Annotated in this window: 27 protein-coding genes; 10 read left to right on the top strand and 17 right to left on the bottom strand. The window is 60.6% G+C overall.

The window, feature by feature from the left end:
- Positions 1-244: 244 nt before the first annotated feature.
- The 5 genes from I6L40_RS05430 to glnK all read right to left on the bottom strand — a co-directional run bounded on the left by I6L40_RS05430 (position 245) and on the right by glnK (position 5,575).
- Positions 245-1,150 (bottom strand): Dyp-type peroxidase, encoded by a 906-nt coding sequence (locus I6L40_RS05430; protein ID WP_005341402.1) that lies wholly within the window; start codon positions 1,148-1,150, stop codon positions 245-247.
- Between the two features lie 103 nt (positions 1,151-1,253).
- Positions 1,254-2,288 (bottom strand): ABC transporter ATP-binding protein, encoded by a 1,035-nt coding sequence (locus I6L40_RS05425; RefSeq protein ID WP_216995098.1) that lies wholly within the window; start codon positions 2,286-2,288, stop codon positions 1,254-1,256.
- An 82-nt stretch (positions 2,289-2,370) separates the two neighbouring features.
- On the bottom strand, positions 2,371-3,996 hold the full coding sequence (locus I6L40_RS05420) for an iron ABC transporter permease (protein ID WP_216995097.1): 1,626 nt from the start codon (positions 3,994-3,996) through the stop codon (positions 2,371-2,373).
- Positions 3,997-4,035: 39 nt separating this feature from the next.
- A complete protein-coding gene (locus I6L40_RS05415) occupies positions 4,036-5,043 on the bottom strand; it encodes a Fe(3+) ABC transporter substrate-binding protein (RefSeq protein ID WP_216995096.1) in 1,008 nt (335 codons plus the stop codon).
- 193 nt (positions 5,044-5,236) lie between these two features.
- The gene (gene glnK / locus I6L40_RS05410; RefSeq protein ID WP_033114048.1) at positions 5,237-5,575 is read right to left on the bottom strand and encodes a P-II family nitrogen regulator; all 339 of its coding nucleotides are present in this window, start codon (positions 5,573-5,575) and stop codon (positions 5,237-5,239) included.
- Between the two features lie 201 nt (positions 5,576-5,776).
- On the opposite strand from glnK, the gene arfB reads away from it, so the two are divergent.
- Positions 5,777-6,193 carry an alternative ribosome rescue aminoacyl-tRNA hydrolase ArfB gene (gene arfB / locus I6L40_RS05405; protein WP_033114047.1) on the top strand — a complete coding sequence of 139 codons (417 nt, stop codon included), beginning with the start codon at positions 5,777-5,779 and terminating at the stop codon, positions 6,191-6,193.
- A 21-nt stretch (positions 6,194-6,214) separates the two neighbouring features.
- Positions 6,215-6,706, top strand: coding sequence for a methylated-DNA--[protein]-cysteine S-methyltransferase (locus tag I6L40_RS05400; RefSeq protein ID WP_071913553.1), 492 nt, complete (start codon positions 6,215-6,217; stop codon positions 6,704-6,706).
- A 314-nt stretch (positions 6,707-7,020) separates the two neighbouring features.
- Here I6L40_RS05400 and I6L40_RS05395 read toward each other — a convergent pair whose 3' ends face one another.
- From I6L40_RS05395 to tapT, 4 genes are all read right to left on the bottom strand, one after another.
- Positions 7,021-7,449 (bottom strand): hypothetical protein, encoded by a 429-nt coding sequence (locus I6L40_RS05395; RefSeq protein ID WP_033114045.1) that lies wholly within the window; start codon positions 7,447-7,449, stop codon positions 7,021-7,023.
- Between the two features lie 194 nt (positions 7,450-7,643).
- Positions 7,644-8,417 (bottom strand): peroxide stress protein YaaA, encoded by a 774-nt coding sequence (yaaA, locus tag I6L40_RS05390; RefSeq protein WP_071913551.1) that lies wholly within the window; start codon positions 8,415-8,417, stop codon positions 7,644-7,646.
- A 47-nt stretch (positions 8,418-8,464) separates the two neighbouring features.
- Positions 8,465-9,574: a type IVa pilus ATPase TapU gene (gene tapU / locus I6L40_RS05385; RefSeq protein WP_071913663.1), complete on the bottom strand. Its 1,110-nt coding sequence runs from the start codon at positions 9,572-9,574 to the stop codon at positions 8,465-8,467.
- Positions 9,575-9,602: 28 nt separating this feature from the next.
- The gene (gene tapT, locus I6L40_RS05380) at positions 9,603-10,637 is read right to left on the bottom strand and encodes a type IVa pilus ATPase TapT (protein ID WP_033114043.1); all 1,035 of its coding nucleotides are present in this window, start codon (positions 10,635-10,637) and stop codon (positions 9,603-9,605) included.
- A 39-nt stretch (positions 10,638-10,676) separates the two neighbouring features.
- Between tapT and I6L40_RS05375 the strand changes: the two genes are divergently transcribed.
- From I6L40_RS05375 to I6L40_RS05355, 5 genes are all read left to right on the top strand, one after another.
- Positions 10,677-11,378, top strand: coding sequence for a YggS family pyridoxal phosphate-dependent enzyme (locus I6L40_RS05375; RefSeq protein WP_071913549.1), 702 nt, complete (start codon positions 10,677-10,679; stop codon positions 11,376-11,378).
- 66 nt (positions 11,379-11,444) lie between these two features.
- Positions 11,445-12,272 (top strand): pyrroline-5-carboxylate reductase, encoded by an 828-nt coding sequence (proC, locus tag I6L40_RS05370; RefSeq protein ID WP_216995095.1) that lies wholly within the window; start codon positions 11,445-11,447, stop codon positions 12,270-12,272.
- Positions 12,273-12,283: 11 nt separating this feature from the next.
- Positions 12,284-12,835, top strand: coding sequence for a YggT family protein (locus tag I6L40_RS05365; protein WP_041209071.1), 552 nt, complete (start codon positions 12,284-12,286; stop codon positions 12,833-12,835).
- Positions 12,835-13,134 (top strand): DUF167 family protein YggU, encoded by a 300-nt coding sequence (yggU, locus tag I6L40_RS05360; RefSeq protein ID WP_216995094.1) that lies wholly within the window; start codon positions 12,835-12,837, stop codon positions 13,132-13,134. Before I6L40_RS05365 ends, yggU begins: the two co-directional genes overlap by 1 nt.
- 29 nt (positions 13,135-13,163) lie before the next feature.
- The gene (locus tag I6L40_RS05355) at positions 13,164-13,583 is read left to right on the top strand and encodes a DUF4426 domain-containing protein (protein ID WP_041209070.1); all 420 of its coding nucleotides are present in this window, start codon (positions 13,164-13,166) and stop codon (positions 13,581-13,583) included.
- Between the two features lie 102 nt (positions 13,584-13,685).
- Here I6L40_RS05355 and I6L40_RS05350 read toward each other — a convergent pair whose 3' ends face one another.
- The 7 genes from I6L40_RS05350 to I6L40_RS05320 all read right to left on the bottom strand — a co-directional run bounded on the left by I6L40_RS05350 (position 13,686) and on the right by I6L40_RS05320 (position 21,112).
- Positions 13,686-14,882, bottom strand: a complete 1,197-nt coding sequence (locus I6L40_RS05350; protein WP_071913545.1) for a NupC/NupG family nucleoside CNT transporter — start codon at positions 14,880-14,882, stop codon at positions 13,686-13,688.
- Between the two features lie 182 nt (positions 14,883-15,064).
- Complete coding sequence (locus I6L40_RS05345; RefSeq protein WP_033114036.1) at positions 15,065-16,000, bottom strand: LysR family transcriptional regulator; 936 nt, start codon at positions 15,998-16,000, stop codon at positions 15,065-15,067.
- Positions 16,001-16,083: 83 nt separating this feature from the next.
- Positions 16,084-16,620 carry a glutathione peroxidase gene (locus tag I6L40_RS05340; RefSeq protein WP_071913543.1) on the bottom strand — a complete coding sequence of 179 codons (537 nt, stop codon included), beginning with the start codon at positions 16,618-16,620 and terminating at the stop codon, positions 16,084-16,086.
- A 59-nt stretch (positions 16,621-16,679) separates the two neighbouring features.
- Positions 16,680-17,243 (bottom strand): NnrU family protein, encoded by a 564-nt coding sequence (locus tag I6L40_RS05335; protein WP_071913541.1) that lies wholly within the window; start codon positions 17,241-17,243, stop codon positions 16,680-16,682.
- Between the two features lie 229 nt (positions 17,244-17,472).
- Positions 17,473-18,606 (bottom strand): glycerate kinase, encoded by a 1,134-nt coding sequence (locus I6L40_RS05330; protein WP_043850000.1) that lies wholly within the window; start codon positions 18,604-18,606, stop codon positions 17,473-17,475.
- 9 nt (positions 18,607-18,615) lie between these two features.
- Complete coding sequence (locus tag I6L40_RS05325) at positions 18,616-19,878, bottom strand: GntP family permease (protein ID WP_071913539.1); 1,263 nt, start codon at positions 19,876-19,878, stop codon at positions 18,616-18,618.
- Positions 19,879-19,996: 118 nt separating this feature from the next.
- Positions 19,997-21,112 (bottom strand): sugar diacid recognition domain-containing protein, encoded by a 1,116-nt coding sequence (locus I6L40_RS05320; RefSeq protein ID WP_071913537.1) that lies wholly within the window; start codon positions 21,110-21,112, stop codon positions 19,997-19,999.
- A gap of 195 nt (positions 21,113-21,307) precedes the next feature.
- On the opposite strand from I6L40_RS05320, the gene I6L40_RS05315 reads away from it, so the two are divergent.
- Both I6L40_RS05315 and I6L40_RS05310 read left to right on the top strand, forming a co-directional pair.
- Positions 21,308-21,682 (top strand): YacL family protein, encoded by a 375-nt coding sequence (locus I6L40_RS05315; protein WP_041209063.1) that lies wholly within the window; start codon positions 21,308-21,310, stop codon positions 21,680-21,682.
- Between the two features lie 65 nt (positions 21,683-21,747).
- Positions 21,748-22,038: a hypothetical protein gene (locus tag I6L40_RS05310; protein ID WP_041209062.1), complete on the top strand. Its 291-nt coding sequence runs from the start codon at positions 21,748-21,750 to the stop codon at positions 22,036-22,038.
- Positions 22,039-22,098: 60 nt separating this feature from the next.
- Here I6L40_RS05310 and I6L40_RS05305 read toward each other — a convergent pair whose 3' ends face one another.
- A complete protein-coding gene (locus I6L40_RS05305; RefSeq protein ID WP_071913535.1) occupies positions 22,099-22,839 on the bottom strand; it encodes an ABC transporter substrate-binding protein in 741 nt (246 codons plus the stop codon).
- A gap of 119 nt (positions 22,840-22,958) precedes the next feature.
- Between I6L40_RS05305 and I6L40_RS05300 the strand changes: the two genes are divergently transcribed.
- Positions 22,959-23,789: a CPBP family intramembrane glutamic endopeptidase gene (locus tag I6L40_RS05300; RefSeq protein ID WP_071913533.1), complete on the top strand. Its 831-nt coding sequence runs from the start codon at positions 22,959-22,961 to the stop codon at positions 23,787-23,789.
- Positions 23,790-23,978 lie beyond the last annotated feature (189 nt).

Here is a 23,978-nt window from a genome sequence, read left to right as displayed (position 1 = left end):
GCCAGCAGATCGGGAGTCTGTTCTGCCCCCTCTCGCTGCGCCCATCCTCGCGATGCTGATCGAGATTGTTGCACCTATTACTGGCATAAATTGATTTTCGTTGCACCAGCGAAACAATCTAGCCAGCAGCGTCAGCAGCTCTCGGAGCATGACAGGCCACCCCCACCGCCCGATCTCTTGGCAACCAGGCGCTCTCTGCGCACTTGGCGGCACGAGGGGGAAGGTGGCGCAGTCACATCCGCTATTACTTGCCCTGCGCCATCAGAAAACCTTCCGATGGGGCGAAGAAGGCGGCGCCAGTCACTGCCCTGGTGAAGCGCAGCAGGTGGTCGAAGTGGCTGCCCTCCCCCTTGTACATGCTGGCCAGCATGGCGTTGAAGTGCTGCTGAGTTCGGCAGCAGGAGATGAAGTAGAGCCCCTGCTCGGTCATGGTGCCCCAGGGCATGCTCTGGCGCAGGATCTCCATGGACTCCCCTTTCGGGGTCTTGAGGTTGACCCGCTTGATGTGGGCGGTCAGCGGCTTGGCGGCAGACTCATACTCGATGTTGTCGGGCTTGGTGCGACCGATGATGTCTTCCTGCTCTTTCTGCGCCAGCTTCTCCCAGTCGCTCATGGCGTGGACCCAGCGCTGAACGTGGATGTAGGAGCCACCGGCAAACTCGCCCTCGGCCAGCAGCGCCACTTCGGCGCGGTGCTCATCCTGCGGGTTCTCGGTGCCATCGACGAAACCGGTCAGGTCACGGCAATCCAGATTGCGGAAACCGCGCACCTCTTCGGCCAGCTCTACCAGTCCGGCCAGCAACGCCATCACTCGATGACCGGCGTGGTGCAGCACGTCCACCCGATCGGCACGCAGCTGAATGAAGAGATCAAACGGAGTGTTGGGGGCTTCCTGACCGTTGGCGGATTGCGCCATAAAGCTGCGGAACTGGGGCGGACGTGCGGCAGGGTAGAGACCATCCCAGGCATCGGCGCCGACGGCAACCAGACCGCTGAAACCGGCCTCGGGGAAATCGGCAGCGACCGCCTGCCACAGGGCGGGCAGTTTGGCCAGACGGCCGACCAGTTCGGCGGCATCGCCGGTGCGATTGAACATCAGATAGAGGGCGTGCAGATTCGGCTCTGCGCAGATCCCGGCTTGGGCTTTCATATATCTCTCCCCTGAGTAGGCGTTAGCGTTATGGGCTATTAGCGTTGCGCGATTATAAACCAGAGCAGCTCCAGTTCTTTGATTTCACGACGATATCACGCGTTCAGGGTAAAGGGTCAAACAACACCAGCGTATGAGGCGCCACCCGGATTCGGGCCCGCATCCCCTCAAGAGGCTCGCCAATGCTCGCCTCCAGCTGCAGATCGCCACACTCGAACAGCACCCGGCAGTGATGGCCGAGGAACTGCTGCTCCACCACCTTGAGCTCCCCATCTGCGGCGCTCTCCAGCAGCAGTTGCTGGGGTCTGAGCATCAGCTGCAACTGCTCGCCCACCGCCCGGCCATGGGGTTCGCTGCCACAGATAACCCCGAGCACCGTCTGGACGCAGTGGCTGTCCACCACCTCGGCGGCCAGATAGTTGACCCCGCCGAGAAACTCCGCCACGAAGCGGTTTTGCGGGCGGCGATAGAGCTGCTCCGGCTGGCCCACCTGTTCGATATGACCTGCGCGAAACAGCGCCAGCCGATCAGCGAAGGCGAACGCCTCCTCCTTGCTGTGGCTGACGAAGATGGCGCCGATCCCCTGCTGCTTGAGCAGGGCTCGGATCTCGAGGATCAGCTTCATCCTCACCTGGGTATCGATGTTGGAGAAGGGTTCATCCAGCAGCATCAGCCGCGGCTTGCACACCAGCGCCCGGGCGATGGCCACCCGCTGCTGCTGGCCGCCGGAGAGCTGGTGCTGATAACGATCCCCCAGCCCCTGCAGATTGACCAGCGCCAGCGCCTCGTCCACCCGCTGCTGGCGGGCGCGGCGATCGAGTTTGGTCAGACCGAAGCCGACGTTGTCGGCCACCGTCAGGTGGGGAAAGAGGGCGTAATCCTGAAAGATCAGGCCAATGTTGCGCGCCTCGGGCGGCACGCTGGCACCCGGCCCGTCGAGCAGGGTATCGCCGAGGCGGATCGTCCCCTCTGCCAACGGCAGCAGCCCTGCGATGGCCTTGAGCAGCGTGGTTTTGCCGCAGCCACTGGCTCCCAGCAGGCAGACGATCTCGTTGTCTGCCACCGTCAGGGAGAGCTGCTCCAGCACATTGCGGCCGTTGTAACGGCAGCTGACATTTTCAACCTGCAAACAGGACAAGGCTGACTTCCTCTCGTTTCTGGCGGCGCACTGCCTTTCGGTTCAGCACACCGCATGCAATTTCATTGGTCGACGTGGCGACTCAGTGGCCCGGAGTGTCCAGAGTGCGGTTGACCCAGATCAGCGGCAACAGCCCCACCAGCACGATGACGATGGCCCCCAGCGCGCCGCGCTCCAGCATCTCGTCCGATACGAACTGGTAGACGTGGGTCGCCAGGGTATCGAAGTTGAACGGCCGCAGCAGCAGAGCGGCGGGCAGCTCCTTCATGGATTCGATGAACACCAGCATGGCGCCGGCAAACAGACCGCGGCGTACCAGCGGCAGATGGACCCGCCGCAGCATGGCCCCATCTCCCTGCCCCAGAGAGCGGGCCGCCATATCGAGGCTGGGGGAGATCTTGCCCATGCTGCTCTCCACCGAGCCGATGGCGATGGCCACGAAGCGCACCAGATAACCGAACACGATGGCGGTGATGGTACCGGTCAGCAACAAGCCCGGCCCCTGACGCCCCAACCACTCGGCGAGATCGTTGATGGCAAAATCGAGGGCGGTGAGCGGCACCAGCACCCCGATGGCGAGCACGGTACCCGGCATGGCGTAACCCATGGCGGCGATGCGCAGGGGCAGCAGACTCTTGATCCCGCCATCGAGGCGGCGGCAGAAGCCGAGCAGCAGGGCAATCCCCATCGCCAGCAGGGCGGTCAGCGCCGAGATAAGCAGGCTGTTGCCAGCGAAGAGGACGAACTCCGGCGTCCATGACAGCTCGAAGTAGCGCACTCCGTAGTCCAGCAAGATGACGAACGGCAGGCCGAAACCGGCCAACACCAGCCCCCAGCACCAGAGAGCGGCCAGAGCGCGACTCATCCTCTTGAGCGGATAGCGCAGCGGCTGCTCATGGCCCATGGACTTCTGGAACACCTGCTGCCGACTGCGCGAGCGGCGCTCCAGCGCGATCAGCAGCACCACCGCCAACAGCATCAGGCAGGAGAGTTTGGCCGCAGTGGCCAGACTGCCATAGCCGAGCCAGGTGTCGTAGACCGCCGTGGTCAGGGTGTTGATGGCAAAGAAGTGGACAGTGGCAAAGTCAGCCAACGTCTCCATCGCCACCAGCGATACCGCCACCATGATGGCCGGGCGCGCCAGCGGCAGACTGAGGCGGCGAAAGCTCTGCCACGGGGTACAGCCGAGCAGGCGGCTGGAGTGGATCAGGCTGACCGACTGCTCGAGAAAAGAGGCGCGGGTCAGCAGATAGACGTAAGGGAACAGCACCAGTGCCAGCACCCAGGCAGCGCCGCCAAGGGAGCGAATGGCAGGAAACCAGTAATCGGCCGGACCGTTCCAGCCAAAGAGTGCTCTCAACCCGGCCTGTAGCGGGCCCGAGTAATCGAGCAAGTCGGTATAGACGTAGGCGACGATATAGGAGGGCATCGCCATCGGCAGCATCAAGGCCCACTGCAGGGCTCGCCGCCCCGGTACCTGACACATGGCCACCAGCCAGGCGGTGGGCACACCAAACAGCAGGCTGAGCAGCACCACGCCAACCACCAGCCCAAGGGTATTGGCCAGATAGTCGAGCAGCACAGTATCGGCGAGGTGGCGAAACAGCTCCCCCTCAGCCGAGAAGGCAGAGAAAAGCAGGGCTATAACCGGTAAACCCAGCAGCAGGGCGATGGCCCAGCTGCCGGTCATCCATCCAAAATTTTTCATGAGACCACAGATGTTGATGGGGCCGTTGGCCCCATCTGATTACAAGTCGAACTTCACTTCATCCAGCAACTGCAAGGCGTCCTTGCGGTGCTTGGCGTAATCGCTGACCGGTAGTGCGTCAGACTTGAAACTGCCCCAGGACTTGACCATGGCGGAAGGCTCGACTCCGGCCTTGACCGGATATTCGGCGTTCACATCCGCATACATGTGCTGGGCGGTGTCACCAGCCAGAAACTCCATCAGCTTCTGGGCCTCGGCCTTGTTCTTGGCATATTTGGTCATGGCCACGCCGCTCACGTTGACGTGGGCACCGCGGTCAGCCTGGTTCGGGAAGTTGATATAGACCGCATCCGCCCAGGACTTCTGCGCCGGATCTTTCAACATGGCGCCCAGATAGTAGCTGTTGCCGAGCGACAGGTCACAGATGCCATCCTTGATCGCCTTGACCTGATCCCGGTCGTTGCCCTGCGGTTTGCGCGCCAGGTTGGCCTTGACCCCTTCCAGCCAGGTTTTGGTCTCGGCCATGCCGTGATGGACGATCATCGAGGAGACCAGCGCCACATTGTACTCATGCTTGCCGCTGCGGGTGCAGATTTTCCCTTTGAATTCCGGCTTGGCCAGATCTTCGTAGCTGATGGTATCGAGCTTGCCGAGGCGATCCTTGCTGGAGTAGATGGCACGCACCCGGGTGGTCAGGGCGAACCAGCGGTTCTCCGGATCGCGATAGCTGGCGGGGATGTTCTCCTGCAGGATCTTGCTCTCCACCGGCTGCACCAGCCCCTTGTCTACCAGATCGGTCAGACGGCTGATATCGGTTGTCAGCATCAGGTCGGCCGGAGAGAGCTTGCCTTCCCGCTCCAGACGCTCGTTCAGCCCCTCTTTGGCGAACACCACGTTCACCTTGATGCCCGATTCCTTCTCGAACTGCTGGATGATGGGCTTGATCAGCTCATCCTGCCGGTTGGAGTAGACATTCACCTCTCCTGCCGCCAACGCAGACTGGGCTGCCAATGCAGAGAAAGCCAGTGCCAGCATCTTCATTTTCATCATCCATTCCTTGAGTTGCTAAATCGAGTGAGAACAATTGCCGTTTGCATTCTGCATATTCCAATTGCGAGATCAAGGAGGAGTGGCGGGGGAAGTTCACATATTTAAACGAGGCATAAATAAAAGGGCCGGATAGAATCCCATCCAGCCCCAATCGGGTTTTGCCATGGCAAGTGAGGTGACAAACCGGCGATCAGAGCGCCTCTTCGTCGTTCTCGCCAGTACGAATCCGCACCGCCTGCAACAGGTCATACACGAAGATCTTGCCGTCACCGATCTTGCCGGTATAGGCCGCCTTGCAGATCGCTTCTATCACCCCTTCGACGTTGTCATCCGTGGTGGCGATCTCCAGCTTCACCTTGGGTAAAAAGTCGACCTGATACTCGGCCCCCCGGTATAATTCGGTGTGTCCCTTCTGGCGGCCAAATCCCTTGACCTCGGACACGGTCAACCCCTCCACCCCCAGGTTGGCAATGGCCTCGCGGACATCGTCCAGCTTGAACGGTTTGATAATCGCACTAATCAGCTTCATCTGGTTGCTCCCAATCCATGGTGTGTCATAAACCGGGAATCAATTCTTGTGCCAAGTATTTTTATTATTAAATTTCATGAAGATAGCGTCTAATTACGGAGCAACACCCAAAGCGAGCCAGGATCGACCAGCCACGCGCCCCATAATGAGGCACCACGCTGTGGCGGCCAGCGCCTCTGCACCAAACAAGAGCACAGCAGTATGTTAGTCATCTCCAACAGCGTTACCCTCCCCTGGCATGAGCTGCAGTTCCAGACCATGCGGGCCCAGGGCAACGGTGGCCAGCACGTCAACAAGACCGACTCCGCCGTCTGGTTGCGCTTCGATTACCGCAACTCCCCAAGCCTGACCCCGCTCTACAAGGAGGGGCTCGACAAGCTGAGCGACAGCCGGGTGCATGACGGTTTTATCCTGATCCGGGTCGAGAGCCACCGCAGTCAGGACATGAACCGCAAGGAGGCGATGAGCCGTCTGGTGGAACTGCTGAAAAAGGCGGCGTGGCGTCCCAAGGCCCGCCATGCCACCAAGCCGACCCGCAGCTCCCAGCGCAAACGGGTTGATGCCAAGAAGCGCAAGGGGGAGATCAAATCGACCCGCGGCAAGCTGGTACTGGACTAACCCTGGCCCGAGGATCACAGCATGAAATACAGTTTTTGCGACAGCGCCCACGGCCCTCTGCTCATCGCCATCGATCGGGACGGGCTGCGTTATGTGGAGTTCGTGCGGGGGGAGCAGCCGGTAACGCCGACCGCAGAGTGGCAACGGGATGATCTGGCTCTTGCTCCCTTCGTCGAGCAGTTCGCCGCCTACTTCGCCGGAAAGTTGCAGCAATTCGACCTGCCGCTGGCCGCCCGTGGCACGCCATTCCAGCAGGCGGTATGGCGCGCCCTCTGTGACATCCCCTACGGTGAAACCGTCAGCTATCTCGAGATTGCCCAAGCCATCGGCAATCCCAAATCGGTCAGAGCCGTGGGAGCCGCCAACGGGCGCAATCCGCTCAGCATCATAGTGCCCTGCCACCGGGTGATCGGCCGCAGCGGCGAGCTGACAGGTTATGCCGGCGGCATTCCCATCAAACGCTGGCTACTGGAGCTGGAGCAGCGTCACGCGCCGTTTGTCCTGACCTCATAAACGCGGAGTTCTGAAGAATCATCGCAGCAGAGGAGAGCCTCGGTCACCTTGCTGAAAACGTGTCGAGAAGATGAACAGAGGATGAAGAATTGTCTCAGAACTACTTCAGATAGCAGCTGGCATGATGGCTCCATACTTGAGTGGCACGGCTCATTCACCACTCCAAGTAGCACCCATGTGACGCTTCCAATCTGTCTTTTTTCCCCAGCGCCTCCCTTGAGGCGCTTTTTTTGTGTCCGGAAGAATTCGTCTGCAAAGAGAAGGGGGAAGGCTGAAACGGCCTTCCCCCTTGTTGCTACCAGACGATGACCGGATCAGGATTCTCGCGGGGCGACAAACTGCAGCTCCGGAGCCGAAGAGGTGAGTACGTCGGCGCAGTAATCCCAGGTCGAGATGCGGTAGTGCTGCAAATCTTCGTCCAGATGCAGGCCATCAGACTCCTGATGGAACCAGCTGGCGAAACGGGAGGGGGTGATGAGCTGGATCTGCTCTTCGATGGCGTGGCTATCCTTCCCCTCCGCCAGATCGCAATCTTCGATCACCCGCAGGGCGTAGATATGGCGGAAATAGACCCGGCAGAGGATTTGCGGAGGCAGATCGATGCTGCGCGCCCGACCCAGCATGATGGTCAGGGAGTCGCTCCAGAGATCCTGATGCAGCTCGGCAACGACCAGTCCGGGCGGGAGCTGGCGGGACGGAGCCCAAGGTACGGCAACCTGCCGAATGGCATTTTTCTGTTCCATATAAACCTCGCGACGACTCACTCCCTGTCTTGAGTCTATCTGAACCACATAGTCCCCGCGAAGGCAATCGATGGACAATAAAAACGGCAATAAAAAAGCCGACGTATCAAACGTCGGCGAATAAAAAGTGCTTACAACAGAGGATTCACATATTCAGACCCGCGGGTCGAAAGATTGGTTCCCTCTTTTTGTAATTAATTTTCGGCGCGTTTAAACATCAGGGTATTGGCGTCCGACTCCTCCGGCACGAAGTAGTAGCCATCGGCGTTGAAACCGGTCAGCTGCTCCACCTCGGTCAGACGGTGCTTGATGATGTGGCGAGCCATCATGCCGCGCGCCTTCTTGGCGTAGAAGCTGATGATCTTGAACTGGCCGTTCTTCTCATCCTTGAACACCGGGGTAACGATCCGCCCTTTCAGGCTCTTGGGTCGTACCGACTTGAAATACTCGTCGGAGGCCAGATTGATCAGCACCTCATCACCTTGGGCTGCCAGCGCCTCATTGAGGTGGTGAGTGATCACCTCGCCCCAGAACTGGTAGAGATCCTTGCCGCGACCGTTGTCGAGCCTGGTTCCCATCTCAAGCCGGTAGGGCATCATCAGATCGAGGGGGCGCAGCACACCGTAGAGACCGGAGAGCATTCGCAGATGCGCCTGAGCGAAGTCAAAATCGGCCTCGCTGAAATCCTCCACCGCCAATCCGGTGTAGACATCCCCCTTGAAGGCCAGCAGCGCCTGACGGGCGTTGGCCGGAGTAAAGTCGGGTTGCCACTCGGCAAAACGGGCGGCGTTGAGACCCGCCAGCTTGTCGCTGATCTTCATCAGGGTGGCAATTTGATCCGGGCTCAGTTGGCGAGCCCGCTTGATGAGTTCTGCAGAGTGATCCAGCAGCTCGGGTTGGGTGAATCGGGTTGTCACCAGCGGTGACTCGTAATCCAGCGTCTTGGCCGGGGAGACAACAATCAGCATAAGGTTCCTTTATTGCGTGGGGCCAAGCCGCGGCCCGACCCCATTGTTCATTCATCCAGCGTCACATTGTCCAGCGTACCGGTTCCAAGCTGATCACGGCCGGAAAGCTTGATCAGCAGCCGCAGGTCGTTGGCCGAGTCGGCATGGGCAAGGGCCTCACTGTAGCCAATCTGGCCGGAGCAGAACAGGTTGAAAAGCGATTGATCGAAGGTTTGCATGCCAAGCTCGGTCGATTTGGTCATCACCTCCTTGAGCCGGTGCATCTCCCCTTTGCGAATGATGTCGGTGATAAGCGGGGTGTTGAGCAGGATCTCGAATGCGGCGCAGCGCCGCTTGCCATCCACACTCGGCACCAGCTGCTGGGCGACAATGGCCTTGAGGTTGAAGGAGAGATCGAACAGGAACTGACGATGCTTCTCCTGCGGCACCAGATGCAGAATGCGATCCAGCGCCTGGTTGGCGTTGTTGGCGTGCAGGGTCGCGAGGCAGAGGTGACCGGTCTCGGCGAATTGCAGGGCAAACTCCATGGTCTCAGAGCTTCTGATCTCGCCGATCAAAATGACGTCAGGTGCCTGACGCAGCGAGCTTTTCAACGCCACATCGAACGACTCGGTATCGATCCCCACCTCCCGCTGGGTTATCAGGCTGCGGCCATGCTGATGGACAAACTCCACCGGATCCTCCACCGTCAGAATATGGCCGTCGGCATGCTGGTTGCGATAACCAATCATGGTCGCCTGGGTGGTCGATTTGCCCGCCCCGGTGGCGCCAACAAACAGCACCAGTCCGCGCTTGGCCAATGCGACCTCCTGCAGGATCACGGGCAGTTGCAGGTCATCGAAGGTCGGGATGCGGGTCTCGATACGCCTAACCACCATGCCGGGCAGCTCCTGCTGCCAGAAAGCGCTGACCCGAAACCGGCCCAAAGTTTCGCGGTGAATGGCGTAGTTGGCCTCCCTGGTGCGGATATAGCGCTCGAAATGCTCGGGGCTCAGGGTCTCCCTCACCAGCGTCAACGCCGCCTTTTTATCGAGCGCTTCGCCTCCCAAAGAGAGCAGATGGCCGTTCACCTTGAGGGTGGGGGGCGTCCCCACCGTCACAAAGAGATCCGACCCTTTTTTCTCTACCAGCTGGCCCAGCAGTTCATCCAGATTCATCATCGATCCCTCCCTGGATCCGGCATCATCAGATGCTGTTGGGGTCAACCGCCTTGGCCTTGGCGTCGAGAGACGCCACCATGCCACGGCTGACCAGCTGCTTGAGACTCTGATCCATGGTCTGCATGCCGTGGGTCATCCCGGTCTGTATCACCGAGTAGAGCTGGGCGATCTTGTCCTCCCGGATGAGATTACGCACCGCCGGGATCCCCATCATGATCTCGTGAGCAGCCACCCGGCCGCCGCCAATGCGCTTGAGCAGGGTCTGGGAGATAACCGCCCGCAGGGATTCGGAGAGCATGGAGCGCACCATGTCCTTTTCAGCGCCGGGAAAGACGTCGATGATACGGTCGATGGTTTTGGCCGCCGACGAGGTGTGCAGGGTGCCAAATACAAGGTGGCCGGTTTCGGCTGCGGTCATGGCGAGGCGAATGGTTTCAAGATCGCGCATCTCACCTACCAGAATGATGTCAGGGTCTTCCCGCAGTGCCGAGCGCAGGGCATTGCTGAAGCTCTTGGTATCGCGGTGCACTTCCCGCTGGTTCACCAGACAGCGCTTGTTCTCGTGCACAAATTCGATGGGGTCTTCGATGGTGAGGATATGGTGATGGAAGTTCTCGTTGATGTAGTTGACCATGGCCGCCAGCGTGGTCGACTTACCGGAACCGGTCGGCCCGGTCACCAGCACCAGACCGCGCGGGAACTCGGCGATCTTGCGAAAGATCTCCGGCGCATCGAGATCTTCGAGGCTCAGCACTGTGCTGGGGATGGTACGAAATACCGCGCCGGAACCGCGCGCTTGCTGGAAAGCGTTGACCCGGAAACGGGCCAGATTGGGCACCTCGAACGAGAAGTCGACCTCGAAGTTCTCCTCCAGCTCCTTGCGCTGGTGATCGTTCATGATGTCGTAAATGAGGGCGTGCACTTCCCGATGTTCCAGGGCGGGCAAATTGATCTTGCGAACCTCGCCATCAACCCTGATCATCGGGGGAACCCCGGCGGACAGGTGTAGATCCGACGCTTTATGCTTTACACTGAAAGCCAATAACTCTGTGATATCCATAGATTTGTCATTCTCCCATCACAAGATCACTAACGAAACATGAACCAGATTGCCCAGCACCTGCTTCAGGTAAAAGAACGTATTGCCCAGGCAGCCAGAGGGGCGAGCCGCGATCCGGAGCAGGTCCGGTTGCTTGCGGTCAGCAAAACCAAACCCCTTGAGGCCCTGATGGCCGCTCACGCTGCCGGCCAGCGCTGCTTTGGCGAATCCTACGCTCAGGAAGCGGCCACCAAGATCGACACCCTGCGCCAGCAACCCGAATATAACGACTTAGAGTGGCACTTTATCGGCCCTTTGCAATCGAACAAATCCAGGCTGGTTGCCGAACGGTTCGACTGGGTGCAAAGCGTGGACAGAGAGAAGCTGATCGAACGTCTGAACAATCAGCGCCCTGCCAGCATGGCACCGCTAAATGTTTGTCTGCAAATCAATATTAGCGGAGAGAGCAGCAAATCCGGAACGTCGGAACAAGAGATTTTCCGCCTCGCCGAACTGGTTTCTCACAGTGAGCGGCTGGTGCTGCGCGGGCTGATGGCCATTCCCGAACACACCAGTGACGAGACCATATTGGCCGCCCAAATGGCCCGTATGCAGACTCTGTTCACCGAGCTTGCGCGACAATACCCGAGCGTCGATACCCTCTCCATGGGGATGACCGAGGATCTTGAACTGGCGATCGCCCACGGCAGCACCATGGTGCGGGTCGGCACTGCTATCTTCGGCGCCCGCGACTACTCATAAGCAGGTGCGCGAGCGCATGTAACGCACGCCGCGTGCCAGCGCCCCACCAAGCAACAGGAGCCTTTAATGCAACAGCACAGGACGCTCGCCTTCATCGGCGCTGGCAACATGAGCCGCAGCATCATCGCCGGTCTGGTCAAGGCGGGTTATCCGGCAACGCTTATCACTGCCGCCAACCCGAGCCAGCCCAAACTGGATGCGCTGGCCAGCGACTACGGCATTCGCACCACCCGCTCCAATGCCGAGGCGGCCCGCCATGCAGAGGTGATCGTGCTGGCGGTCAAACCGCAGCTGATGGCCGGCATGCTGGCAGCGCTGGTTGCCGAGCTGGGCTCCCTTGCGGGCAAGCTGCTCGTCTCCATCGCCGCCGGCATCAAGGTTGCTCGCCTTGCCGAGATGGCCGGTGGTCACGACCGTATCATCCGTACCATGCCCAATACCCCGGCCCTGTTGGGTCTGGGTATGACTGGCCTCTACGCCCCCGAGCATATTGCCGCCAGCGATCGCGACTTTGCCGAGCAGATGATGCAGGCGGTCGGCAAGACCCTCTGGGTGGAGCAGGAGTCCGGCATCAACAGCGTCATCGCCGCAGCCGGCAGCGCCCCGGCCTACTTCTTCCTCTTTATGCAGGCGATCGCCGAAGAGGCAGAAGCGATGGGCTTCTCACCCGATCAGGCACGCCAGCTGGTGCAGCAGACCGCCCTCGGCGCAGCTGCCATGGTGGAGCAAAATCCCGAACTGTCGCTGCAAACCCTGCGTGAGCAGGTCACCAGCAAGGGCGGCACAACCGCCGAAGCCATCAAGACATTCCAGCAGCAGGGGCTGATGCCGCTGACTGCCAACGCCATGCAGGCAGCCGTAGCTCGCGCCGCCGAAATGGAAACTCTTTTCTGACAGGAGCCCCGATGAACACCGCTTACTTTCTGATCAACACCGTTTTCGATCTCTACCTGATGGTGGTGCTGCTGCGCGTCTGGCTGCAGTGGGCGCGTGCCGACTTCTATAACCCCATGAGCCAGATGGTGGTCAAGCTGACCAACCCGCTGGTGGTGCCGCTGCGCCGGGTTATCCCGGGTCTGGGGGGGCTGGATCTCGCCTCCGTGGTGCTGGCACTGGCTGTCGCCTTCCTCAAGCTGGCCCTGCTCAAGAGCATGAACGTGCTGCTGGCCGACTGGCTCAGTCTCAGCCTGTTTGCCGCGCTGACCGTGCTGAAAAAGGCCGGTTCGATGATCTTCTGGGTACTGCTGATCCGCGCCATCCTGAGCTGGGTCAGCCAGGGTCGCAACCCCATCGAATATGTGATGTACCAGCTGACCGAGCCCTTCCTCTCTCCGATCCGCCGCGTGCTGCCGGCACTGGGCGGACTGGATCTCTCGGTGCTGGTTGCCTTTATCGGGCTGCAGGCCATCAACTATCTGCTGGGCGACCTGTTCGGCCAGCTGTGGTGGATGATTTGATGCCTGCCGTCCTGCTACAGGGGGATGAGCTGGTACTGCATCTGATGATCCAGCCCAAGGCGAGCCGGGATCAGATCGTCGGATTGCACGGAGAGGAGTTGAAAGTGGCCATCACGGCACCGCCCGTCGATGGCCAGGCCAACAGCTATTTGATCAAGTTTCTGGCCAAGCAGTTCAAGGTGGCCAAGGGGCAGGTCACCATAGTGCGGGGCGAGCTGGGGCGACACAAGACGGTCGCCATCGACAGCCCCAAACAGTTGCCGCCGGAAGTGAGCGCTCTGCTGGACAATCCGGCCTGAGCCAACATTGATACGAGAGGGATGACACCATGAAAACAGCCTGGATGAGCTGCCTGTTGGCACTGCTGATGACCCTGCCCCTGCGGGCCGAACAGATGAAGGAGCTGGGCCCCTGGCAGGTGCACTACAACGCCTTCAACTCCAGCTTCCTCACTCCCGAGGTGGCCAAAACCTACGGTCTGGAGCGCAGCCGCTACAACGGCATCATCAACATTGCGGTGCAGGACAAGCAGGGCAAGGCCCAAGCGGTCTCCGTCACCGGCGAGGCCAAAAACCTCACCGGCACCATCCGCAACCTCAGCTTCCAGGAGGTCAAGGAGGGGGATGCCATCTACTATCTGGCAACCCTCCCCTACCGCAATGAAGATACCTACCAGTTCACCTTGAAGATCATGGGGGGTGGTCAGCAGCAGATCCTCACCTTCCAGCAAACCTTCTACGTTGACTGAATAGCGCAACAAAAAGCCCCGACTCAGGTCGGGGCTTTTTATTCGGGAAAAACAGCAAGGGCGCCATGATGGCGCCCCTGTTTTATAAATTATCCAGGCCTGTTACAGGGCGAGGAAGATGCTCGCGAGGGAGGCGCTCATCAGGTTGGCCAGCACGCCGGAGAGGATGGCACGCATGCCGTAGCGGGCGATAAAGCCTTTGCGCTCCGGCACCATGGCGCCCAGACCGCCGATCAGGATGGCCATGGAGGAGATATTGGCGAAACCGCACAGGGCGAAGGTGACGATGGCCTTGCTCGACTCGCTCAGGGTCTGATCCTGCACCAGGGCGATGAAGGCGACGAACTCGTTGACCACGATCTTGGTACCGATCAGAGCACCGGCAGCCTGTGCCTGCTCCCAGGGTACACCGATCAACCAGGATACCGGGGCAAACAGCCAGCCCAGAATGATCTGGAAGCTCAGATCAAGACCCACCAGGCCACCAGCCCAGCCGAGCAGACCGTTGAGCATGGCGATCACGCCGACGAAGGCCAACAGGGTTGCACCGACCGCCACGGCGATATTGAGGCCGGACATGGCACCATCAGCCGCTGCTTCAATCACGTTGGTGGCACGGGGGATCTCGACATCCTGATGGTGATCCACCTCTTCAACACTCGGCGGCACCAGGATCTTGGCCATCGCCAGACCGGCTGGCGCGGACATGAAGGCAGCCGCAATCAGGTATTTCAGCTCGACCCCGATGCTGGCGTAACCGACCAGAGTACCACCCGCGACGGAGGCGAGACCACAGCTCATCACCGCGAAGAACTGGGAGTCGGACATCTTGGAGAGGTAGGGTTTGACCACCAGCGGCGCTTCCACCATGCCGACGAAGATGTTGGCGGTGGCGGAGAGGCTTTCGGCACGGCCGGTGCCCAGCAGCTTCTGCAGACCGCCGCCCAGCAGGGAGATCACCCGCGGCATCAGGCCGATGTGGTAAAGAATGGCGATCACCGCAGAGAAGAAGATGATGACCGGCAGCACGTTGAAGGCAAAGATGAAGCCCAGCTTGAACTTGGCCAGATCGCCGAACAGGAAGGCGATCCCCTCCTGACCGTAGCCAATCACGCTGCTGACACTCTCGCTCACCCCATTCAGCACGTGCTGACCAGCAGGCAGCCAGAGCACCAGCGCGGCAAACATGACCTGCAGGCAGAGGGCAAGGCCAACTGTTCGCAACGGGATACGACGACGATTATCAGAGCAGATCACGGCAAGCGCCAGGATACTCAGGATGCCGAGCAGGGCAATCATAGGGACTCCATCAGGTGGGGAAAAAGATGGGCGCGGATTCTGCGCCTCTCCCCCCGTCACTGCAAGTCCACTTGGTTACGGGCCTGTTAGAAAAAACGTTTGCACGATACCGGTTGCGCCAACTGGCTGATTTGGCTCGATTTTAGTATCAGAAGAAATCAAATGTTTCCATTTAAAAACAATTATTCCTCGCTGCCGGACAATCGACCACCGAGCCAGGGGGCCAGCCGCTGCTCCCAGTAGGGTTCCGGGCCAAAGCGAGCCTTGAGGAAATCGATGAAGAGACGGATCTTGGGATCCAGATGTTCGCGCCGGGCATAGACGGCGTGTACCGCCATCTGCTGGTTCGGCCGCCACTCCGGCAGCAGCGGGATCAGCTTGCCGCTTTGCAACTCCTTGTCCAGCAAGTAGTTGGCGATGTAGGCGATGCCAAGCCCGGCCAGCGCCGCATCGCGCACCGCCTCAGCCATGTCGACCCGATAGTTGCCAGCAACCTGCACCGTCTGGCGCTCCTTGCCCTGACGGAACGACCACTGGTGATAGCGCCGCTCCCGGCTCTGATAGGTGATGCAGTTGTGCTGGGCCAGCTCTTTCGGATGGAGTGGCGTACCGTGGCTCAACAGGTAATCCGGCGAAGCAGCCAGCACGAAGCCGATATCGGCCAGCCGCTGACCGACCAGCCCTTCCGGTTTGTCCTCATAGGTGGTCAGCCAGAGATCCAGCCCTTCGTCCACCAGATTGGTTTTGTGATCGAACAGGGAGACCTCCAGCTCAAGCTCGGGATAACGATCCTGAAACGCCTTGAGATGGGGAATGACATGCAGACGGCCGAAAGATTGGCCCACTCCGAGATGGAGCACGCCACTCACCTTGCCGCGCCGCTCGGCGATCATCGAGTTCGCCTCCTGCGCCACCGCCACCAGCGCATGGCAGTGGCGGGCATACTCCTGACCCAGCTCGGTCAGAGCGAAGCGACGGGTAGTACGCTGTACCAGCTGGGCGCCAAGGGCTGTCTCCAGCAGCGCCAGCTGCTTGCTGATGTGAGATTTGGAGACACCGAGACGGCGAGCGGCAGCAGAGATCCCCTGCTCGCGCACCAGCGCATCGAAGATCACCATTTGCGGAAGACGTTGCAGCACAGGATAACCGGGTTGAAAGGGCGGGAGCCCATTATTCCAGAGCTCCTCGCCAAGGGGTAGGGTCAGCGCGCCAGCGCTCGGGTGATCTGCAGCTTGAGGGGATCATCGGACGGATTCTGGTTGGCGCCATAGCTGGCAATCAGCTTGCCATCGCGCCCCACCAGATACTTGTGGAAGTTCCAGTTCGGTTCATCGCCATCTGCGGCCACCGCCAGCCCCTTGAACAGCGGTACGGCATCAGAACCACGCACAGCCACCCGGTTGAACATGGGGAAAGTCACGCCATAGTCGCGACGGCACACCTCGGCGGTCTTGTTCTCGTTGCCCGCCTCCTGCCAAAAGTCGTTGGAGGGGAAACCGAGAATAATCAGCCCCTTGTCCTTGTAGCTCTGATAAAGCTTCTCCAGATCGCGAAACTGGCCGCTATAACCGCAGTAGGAGGCGGTATTGACCACCAGCACCACCTTGCCCTCGGTCAGCTGACAGAGATTGTGGCGCTGGGTGCTGTTGAGCTCGCGCATCTCCACATTGAAATAGTCGGGACAGGTGGCAGATGCCATGCCGCTGCCAAGCAGCAACAACAGCGCGAACCATTTCATCGGCAACACTCCTTGTGGTTTTCTCTCTGATACGTCCCTTGCACCGGGGCGGTTCACTCTCAATGAAGAGGAATGCCGGTCAGCCAGCCGTGGCCCCAGAAGATGAGCAGCGCCGTGGCCGCCAGTCCGGCCCCGACACTGATGCAGGTACCGGTCCAGTTGGCCTCGGGGCGTGGATACTTCTGCCAGTCCCGCACCGAAATCCAGACGATGCTCACCAGCGCCCACAGCCCGATACCGCCAAACAGCACCAGTGAACGCGCCTCGCTGTTGACCAGCAGGTGGGCAATGGCCCAGAGCAGGGTGCCGAGCAGCTGCGGATGAACCAGCCAGCGCCGCAAATGGTTGGGGCCCTGCCCCGAAAAAAAGAGAATGAGGGAGATGGGCATCATCCCCATCATGGCCAGCGGCCCCCAATCCGGCAGGAAATAGAGCGGAAATGGCCGGACAGTGCGCCAGCCGGCAATGATGCAGGCGATGGCAACGAAAACCAGCAGGGAGAAGAGCCCCTTGTAGCGATTTTCCCCGAGCCGCTCGCGCAGCTGTGCCCGATGCGCCGCTGCAAAACAGGGGTAGAGGTGGATCAGGGTAAATAGCGCGACGCCCAGAGTCAGCAGGATCATGGGTCTCTCCTTGTTCGTGTGGCTACCACTATGCCGGAAAGGGCGGAATGCGCCTATAGAAACCGCGCGACCCCATGGCATCGAACATGGAGCCGGAGGATGTAACAAGAAAAAAGCCGATCACGGAGGATCGGCAAAGAAGTGCTAGGGCAGCCAGACATCTCGCGGGATGAGAGATGCCCCATACGGGAATATTGGGTGGCCGATGGCGCCCATCGGCCGAACCGGATCAACCCTTGAGTTGATAGAGTGCCGCGACGTTGCGCGCAGTCAGCTGAATGTTGGTGCTGGCGGTCTCCAGCGCTTCCGGCAGGGACATGGCGCGGTTGACCACGGCGAACACCGCATCCAGTCCGTGCTCGTGCACCACGCCGCAATCATCGGTCAGACAGCCGGAGATACCGATCACCGGCTTGCCAAACTGCTTGGCACAGCGTGCGACACCGATTGGCGTCTTGCCGTGGATGGTCTGGCTATCGATACGACCTTCACCGGTGATGACCAGATCCGCATCGGCCACTTCATCAGCCAGTTTCAGGGCTTCGATGACGATCTGGATACCGGGCTTGAGCTCGGCACCAAGCAGACCGACCAGCGCGGCCCCCATACCACCGGCAGCGCCCGCCCCCGGAATATCCTTCACCTGCTTGCCAAGGGCCTGCTCGATGCAGTCGGCATAACGGGAAAGGTTGGCATCGAGCTGCTGCACCATCTCCGGGGTCGCCCCCTTCTGCGGGCCAAACACCGCGGAGGCGCCTTTCGGGCCGCACAGCGGGTTGTTCACATCACACGCCACCTCGATAACCAGCTCGCCCAGACGCGGGTCCAGACCGCTCAGGTCGATGGTCGCGAGTTCGGCAAGACCGGCGCCACCCAGCTCGATGGCTGAGCCATCGGCTTTGAGCAACTTGCCGCCGAGCGCCTGGATCATACCGGCACCGCCGTCATTGGTGGCACTGCCGCCGATACCGAGGATGAGGTGCTTCACTCCCATCTCCAGCGCGGCCAGGATCAGCTCGCCGGTACCGAAGCTGGAGGTGAGCAGCGGATTGCGCTGCTCGGGAGCGACCAGATGGATACCGGAGGCGGCGGCCATCTCGATAACGGCGCGCTGGCCATCGCCCAGCAGGCCGACAAAACCCTGTACCTTGTTGCCAAGGGGGGCGGTCACTTCGACCGGCAGAATGCGGCCACCGGTGGCATCGACCAGCGACTGCACCGTGCCCTCGCCGCCATCGGCCATCGGCAATTTGACGTAGGTGGCGTTTGGCAACACCTGCTTGAAACCGGCCTCGATGGCATCAGCCACCGCCATGGCGCTCAGGCTCTCCTTGAATGAATCGGGGGCAATAACAATTTTCATATCAATTCCTTAGGCGAGGCCAAACACGCCAAACATCAGGGTAGAGACAGCTGCAATGGTCAGACCGACCGCGGTTTCGTAGGGGATGAGCTTGAGTCGCTCACCCACGCCCATGTGGACGCTGCCGCCAGTAGCATGGAAGAAGGAGCCATGGGGCATATGGTCAAACACGGTGGCACCGGCATGGATCATGGCGGCACCCGCCAGCGCACTAACACCCAGTTCAAGCAGGGTGGAGCTGAATACGTTGGAAGCCACTACAGTACCGGCGGTGGTCGAGGCAGTTGCCAGCGACATCAGAGCACCGGAGATGGGGGCCAGCAGGTAAGAGGGCAGACCCGAGGCGGTCAGGCCGCTGATCAGCACATCTTTCAGGCCTGAGTTGGCAATGATGCCCGCCAGAGTACCGGTACCCAGCAGCATGATGGCCACCGGCGCCATGCGGGAGAGACCGGAAACCGCAAACTGGTTCACTTTGCTGAACTTGCCCATCATCAGGGCACCGACCAGACCACCGAGCGGCAGCGCAATCAGCGGATCCACCACGATACCGGCGACCGGGCGCAGGGCCAGCAGCAGGATGGCAACCAGCGGCGCACTGATGGCGGCGGCAAAGCCCGGCAGTTTGGTACCCTCGAAGCTCACCACCTCGTCAGCGGCAACCTTGCTGCCCTTGTTGTTCAGACGCTTGGCCAGCCAGTAGGCCATCACCAGACCAAACAGGCCCGGGATGATGCCGGCCGCCATGACCGAGGTCAGCGGCAGGTGGAAGGCATCCGCAGCCGCGATGGCGTTGGGGTTGGGTGACATGACGTTGCCCGCCTTGCCGCCACCGATCATCGCCAGCAGGATGGCCGCCTTGGAGAGATCGGCACGGCGGGCGATGGCCAGCGCAATGGGCGCCACAGTGATAACTGCCACGTCCACAAATACACCTACCGCGGTCAGGATCATGGTCGCCAGCGCCAGCGCCAGCAGGGCGCGGGTCTCACCCAGTTTTTTGACGATGGTCTCGGCGATGGTGGTAGCCGCACCCGATTCAATCAGCACGCCGGCCAGTACACCGGCCGCCAGGATCCGCATCACCGCAGTGGTGATCCCCTGGGCGCCGCCGATCATCAGGGCGACGGTCTGGCTGAGATCGGAGCCGCCGATCAGGCCGCCAGCGAGCGCGCCGACGATCATGCCGTAAGCGGGCGGTACCTTCTTCAGAATGAGGAAGATGGCGATGGAGAGCGCCGCGATGGCGCCAAGGGCAGTAACCGGGATCATGACGGACACCTTCAATGGGAGTGAATGGCCGCCATTATGGAGATCTGCAATCAGAATGCTTTGGCCAAATGGCCAAATATTGCATCATCGAACAGGGTTTATTTGTCTATTTGAACAATCACAAATCGAGATTAAGGCCGAGATAGAGCAAAAATTTGTCGTCTAACTTGTTGAAATTCAATCCGGTTATCTGCTCGATCCGGCTTAGCCGGTAACGCAGGGTATTGGGGTGAATGAACAAGGCCTCGGCACAGCGATGCAGATCACAATCCTGCAAGAAATATTGGCGCAGGGTCTTCTGCAGCGCCCCCTTGCCATCTTCCCGGGCCAGTTTCTGCAGCGGTGCGCGCAGCTGATCCGCCTGCCAGGAGTCCGCCAGACTGCCGAGCAGCACCGGCAAGCGGTAATCCTCGAAGAAGTAGACCTGCTTGCGCGGCGCTTGGCGCATGCCACGGCGCAATGTATCGCGCGCCGTCTGGTAGGAGCGTGCCAGCCCGTTGATCCCGGCGAAGTAATCTCCCACCCCGATCCGCACCTTGAAGTGGGGGATGCGCGCCAGCAGCTGCCTGATGCGGCTGCGCTCCTGCGCCGATTGCCAGAGGCCGTCGCTGAGCTGGGCCGGTTTTAGCACCACTATCTCGTCAAGACCGTTGATGGCCACCAGATTGTCCCGCTCCGGGTTCTCCAGCAGATGTACCAGCTCTCGCAGCCGGGCCGGGTCGCTCTCCTCCAGTGCCAGCACCGCCACCACTCGTGGCTGGCCGAGATCGAGCCCGAGGAAACGGGCCGCCTGCTGCAGCTGATCGACCCGCCCCTCGCCGCGGATCAGCTGCAGCACCAGTTCCTCCTTGTGGCGCTTGTCCCACTGCAACTGCTCGGTGAGCGCCGCCTGCTCCAGGATCAGCTCGGCAGTCATTCGCACCAGCTCGGCGTAAGCTCGAACGATGTCCGGATCGCCGGAGATACCGATGACCCCCAGCAACTCCCCCTGATAGGCGATGGGCAGGTTGATGCCGGGACGCACCCCCTTGAGCTCGCGGGCGGTCGCTTCGCTGATCTCCACCACCCGGTTCTCGGTCAGTGCCAGCACGGCCCCCTCGTGACGCTGATGGAGCCGCTCCGGATTGCCGGACGCAATGATGAGACCGTGTTCATCCATCACGTTGACCGAGAACGACAGGATCTTCATCGCCCGGCTCACAATCTGACGCGCCAGGGTATCGTTTAGCTGCATAACATCTCCAAAGAAGGGACTCGGCAACCCGCAGGAAAGCGCCTGCTGCGGGGCAAAGATGCCACATCATCAAGACAAGCGAGAGGGGGATCGCTAGAATAGGCCACTTTACCCGATGTGAGCCCGCCATGGAGCAGGATTTGGTGCTGCCACCACGGCTTCGTGCAGGCCCATCCCCCCGATTTGGAGTGCGCTATGGATTATGAATTTCGCCGCGACCCGTTCGGTGGTTATCGCGCCCGCTTCTCCATGGGCCATGAAGCCATCGGCCAGTGGCTGATCGACGAAGTGGGCAAAGATGAGGAGAAGATCGACGATCTCTTCGCCATCATCGACCAGCTATCCAGTCGGAGTCGCACCGAATACCGGCTTACCGGCGGGGATTACTCCCTGCTGCTGACCCACGAAGAGGCGGAGGTGAAAGCCAACGTCCTCAATATCGAACTGGGCGAGGATCTCGACGATCTCGCCTACTACGATGATGAACAGCTGGCCATGTGCGGGCTGGAAGACTTTGCCCAGGTGCTCACCTCCTGGCGCGCCTTTATCCGCAACGAGGATATGGGCTGATTGACCCCGTTTCGCTTATTCTGGTCGGCCACTGCGGTCGACCATCCAAACCAACAGGATTGACTATGTCTATTTACGATTTTGATGACGAGCTGCCGGAAGACGAGCAGGATCAACCGAAGAAACCCGCCCAACCCAAGAAGAAGGGCAAGCAGGTGCTGAACACTCAGGTCAACCTGAGCCCGCGCGATGCCAGCCGTCTGAACGGCATGCACGTTGAAGCAATCACCACCCTGGATGATGTCAGCCTGCCGAAGAACGTCATCTTCAAGGCTGGCCTGATCGCATTGGGTGAGCTGGATGCCAACCAGCGCGCCGACATCATTGCCCGCGTCATCGCCGAATCAGGCCGCTAATCGCGCCCCTGAATGAACAAAGCCGGAGCCACTGCTCCGGCTTTGTTTTTTCTGACCCCCTTACTTGCAGCGAGGTGAGCGGGGCATGCTTCTTGGCACCAGCTTGTCGTAATGACCGCTGGCCCGACTCGCCGCCAGAGCCTCGTTGAACCGCTCGATCAGCTCCCGGCCACCGGGCGCCTTGCGCGAGACCATTAGATAGAAGCTGTCGGTCTGGCGAAAATAGGGGAGCGGCTGCAGATAGTTGGGATCGCCGAAGATCTGCATGCTGGCATCGGCGGTGACTGCATCGTTCATCGGCATCAGCTCCACCCGCTTGAGTGCCACCATCTGCAGGCACTGCGCCAGAGAGGCAGGACGGATCAGCTGCAGCGAAAAGCGGGCGATCACCTCGTCGGCATGACTGGTGCTCCAGCCCGCCGGAATGCAGACCCGCAGCCCCTGCCACTTGCCGTCCAGCACCGCATCGCTGCCCTGATAGGTGAACCAGGAGAGGTGATCGATATGGAGCGGGGCGCTGTAGTAGAAGAGCTTGGCCCGTTCGCTCGTCCAGGCGTAGGGGTAGGTGGCCGTCATCAGGCCATTGCGGGTCAGTTCATAACCCCGGTTCCAGGGCAGATAATCTACCTTCACCTCGTCATAACCGGCCTGGCGCAGCAGCGTTGTCACCAGCCGGGTGCTCTCCCCGCCATCCGCCAGCTCCTTGCCGCTATAGGGAGCAAACTCCCCGGTCGCCAGCAGCACGGGGGCTGCCTGCAACCAGGTGCACCAACAACAGAACAACCACAGATAGTGCTTCATCACCAACTCCCCCTTCACCCTGTGATGAGTATAGAGAAGGGGCCCGACCACCTGCTGCGCGGTTGTTCTCGCGGCGGCCCCTTGTTAAGGTGGCCGTTTGCCTCGACCAAGGAGATCCAATGTTACCCCTGCCCGATTCGCTTATCTGGGGCGCGCTGGCGCTGGCCGTGCTGTTTGCCCTGCTGCGCCAGCGCCTTCCCGCGTTTGGCCTGCTGGGCCTATCTCTGCTGCTGGCCCTCTGGCTTGGCCGCATCACACCGCCTGCGCTGGTCATCACGCTGGCGGGATTGCTGCTGGCGTGGCGCACGCCCGCCCTGCCACCCCGCTGGGCGACCACGGCCAGAGTTGCACTGATTGTCTGGTCGCTTGCGCTGACCCTGCACTTCATCCCCGGCTTCAGCAATCTCAAGGTGCTGGACAAGGTGCTCGCCGGCCCCGGCAGCGTGCCGTTCAACATGTACCTCAATCTGGACAAGCCACTGCTGATCTTCGCCCTGCTGCTCGCCTTCCCGACCCTGCTCGGCAAAGGAGGGATCATTCGCTGGCGTCCTCTGGCTCTGCTGATCCTGCCGCTGGCGGCGCTGTTCGGCATTGCCTGGCAACTGGGAGCACTGCGCCCCGAGGTGGGACTGCCCCACTGGTGGTGGCTGTTTGCCCTCAACAATCTGCTGTTCACCTGTGTGGCGGAAGAGGCGCTGTTTCGCGGCGCGATCCAGCAGGAGCTGGCAAGCCGCAGCAAACCCTGGTTTGCCATTGTGGCCAGCGCCCTGCTGTTTGGCGCCATCCACCTGCCGGGCGGCCCCCTGCTGGCGCTCTTCGCTACCCTTGCGGGCTGCTGTTATGGTCTGGCCTTCCAGCTAAGCGGCCGCCTCAGCATCGCCATCGCAGTGCACTTCGCCTTCAACTTCGCCCATCTGGCGCTCTTCACCTATCCGCTGGCCCACCACTAACGCCTGCAGGCGCCCGACACGGGCGCCTTCTCTCGAAACGCCCTCTCTTCAAGCGTGCTGCCTTGCTCGCTTTACACCTCCACAAAGCTCCAAACAAAACCAATTCATTTACTTGTAACCAAAATGTAAACAAACTGACCTCTGCATTCGCCATAACAGTCACTTTCCATTGCCCTGCCACCAAAAGGA

The sequence above is a fragment of the Aeromonas sp. FDAARGOS 1410 genome (assembly GCF_019048745.1).
Taxonomy (GTDB): Bacteria; Pseudomonadota; Gammaproteobacteria; order Enterobacterales; family Aeromonadaceae; genus Aeromonas; species Aeromonas jandaei.
This window is presented reverse-complemented; position numbering and strand designations above follow the sequence as displayed.

What these genes read in the sequence shown, in the direction of transcription:
- I6L40_RS05310 (WP_041209062.1), top strand. Translation starts at nt 21,748, where the DNA reads ATGTCTATTTACGATTTTGATGACGAGCTGCCGGAAGACGAGCAGGAT.
- arfB (WP_033114047.1), top strand. Translation starts at nt 5,777, where the DNA reads ATGTTAGTCATCTCCAACAGCGTTACCCTCCCCTGGCATGAGCTGCAG.
- I6L40_RS05300 (WP_071913533.1), top strand. Translation starts at nt 22,959, where the DNA reads ATGTTACCCCTGCCCGATTCGCTTATCTGGGGCGCGCTGGCGCTGGCC.
- I6L40_RS05345 (WP_033114036.1), bottom strand. Translation starts at nt 16,000, where the DNA reads ATGGTGATCTTCGATGCGCTGGTGCGCGAGCAGGGGATCTCTGCTGCC.
- tapU (WP_071913663.1), bottom strand. Translation starts at nt 9,574, where the DNA reads ATGAATCTGGATGAACTGCTGGGCCAGCTGGTAGAGAAAAAAGGGTCG.
- I6L40_RS05430 (WP_005341402.1), bottom strand. Translation starts at nt 1,150, where the DNA reads ATGAAAGCCCAAGCCGGGATCTGCGCAGAGCCGAATCTGCACGCCCTC.
- I6L40_RS05400 (WP_071913553.1), top strand. Translation starts at nt 6,215, where the DNA reads ATGAAATACAGTTTTTGCGACAGCGCCCACGGCCCTCTGCTCATCGCC.
- glnK (WP_033114048.1), bottom strand. Translation starts at nt 5,575, where the DNA reads ATGAAGCTGATTAGTGCGATTATCAAACCGTTCAAGCTGGACGATGTC.
- I6L40_RS05365 (WP_041209071.1), top strand. Translation starts at nt 12,284, where the DNA reads ATGAACACCGCTTACTTTCTGATCAACACCGTTTTCGATCTCTACCTG.
- I6L40_RS05355 (WP_041209070.1), top strand. Translation starts at nt 13,164, where the DNA reads ATGAAAACAGCCTGGATGAGCTGCCTGTTGGCACTGCTGATGACCCTG.
- I6L40_RS05320 (WP_071913537.1), bottom strand. Translation starts at nt 21,112, where the DNA reads ATGCAGCTAAACGATACCCTGGCGCGTCAGATTGTGAGCCGGGCGATG.
- I6L40_RS05330 (WP_043850000.1), bottom strand. Translation starts at nt 18,606, where the DNA reads ATGAAAATTGTTATTGCCCCCGATTCATTCAAGGAGAGCCTGAGCGCC.
- I6L40_RS05395 (WP_033114045.1), bottom strand. Translation starts at nt 7,449, where the DNA reads ATGGAACAGAAAAATGCCATTCGGCAGGTTGCCGTACCTTGGGCTCCG.
- I6L40_RS05375 (WP_071913549.1), top strand. Translation starts at nt 10,677, where the DNA reads ATGAACCAGATTGCCCAGCACCTGCTTCAGGTAAAAGAACGTATTGCC.
- tapT (WP_033114043.1), bottom strand. Translation starts at nt 10,637, where the DNA reads ATGGATATCACAGAGTTATTGGCTTTCAGTGTAAAGCATAAAGCGTCG.
- I6L40_RS05325 (WP_071913539.1), bottom strand. Translation starts at nt 19,878, where the DNA reads ATGATCCCGGTTACTGCCCTTGGCGCCATCGCGGCGCTCTCCATCGCC.
- I6L40_RS05335 (WP_071913541.1), bottom strand. Translation starts at nt 17,243, where the DNA reads ATGATCCTGCTGACTCTGGGCGTCGCGCTATTTACCCTGATCCACCTC.
- I6L40_RS05340 (WP_071913543.1), bottom strand. Translation starts at nt 16,620, where the DNA reads ATGAAATGGTTCGCGCTGTTGTTGCTGCTTGGCAGCGGCATGGCATCT.
- yggU (WP_216995094.1), top strand. Translation starts at nt 12,835, where the DNA reads ATGCCTGCCGTCCTGCTACAGGGGGATGAGCTGGTACTGCATCTGATG.
- I6L40_RS05415 (WP_216995096.1), bottom strand. Translation starts at nt 5,043, where the DNA reads ATGAAAATGAAGATGCTGGCACTGGCTTTCTCTGCATTGGCAGCCCAG.
- yaaA (WP_071913551.1), bottom strand. Translation starts at nt 8,417, where the DNA reads ATGCTGATTGTTGTCTCCCCGGCCAAGACGCTGGATTACGAGTCACCG.
- I6L40_RS05420 (WP_216995097.1), bottom strand. Translation starts at nt 3,996, where the DNA reads ATGAAAAATTTTGGATGGATGACCGGCAGCTGGGCCATCGCCCTGCTG.
- I6L40_RS05305 (WP_071913535.1), bottom strand. Translation starts at nt 22,839, where the DNA reads ATGAAGCACTATCTGTGGTTGTTCTGTTGTTGGTGCACCTGGTTGCAG.
- I6L40_RS05350 (WP_071913545.1), bottom strand. Translation starts at nt 14,882, where the DNA reads ATGATTGCCCTGCTCGGCATCCTGAGTATCCTGGCGCTTGCCGTGATC.
- proC (WP_216995095.1), top strand. Translation starts at nt 11,445, where the DNA reads ATGCAACAGCACAGGACGCTCGCCTTCATCGGCGCTGGCAACATGAGC.
- I6L40_RS05315 (WP_041209063.1), top strand. Translation starts at nt 21,308, where the DNA reads ATGGATTATGAATTTCGCCGCGACCCGTTCGGTGGTTATCGCGCCCGC.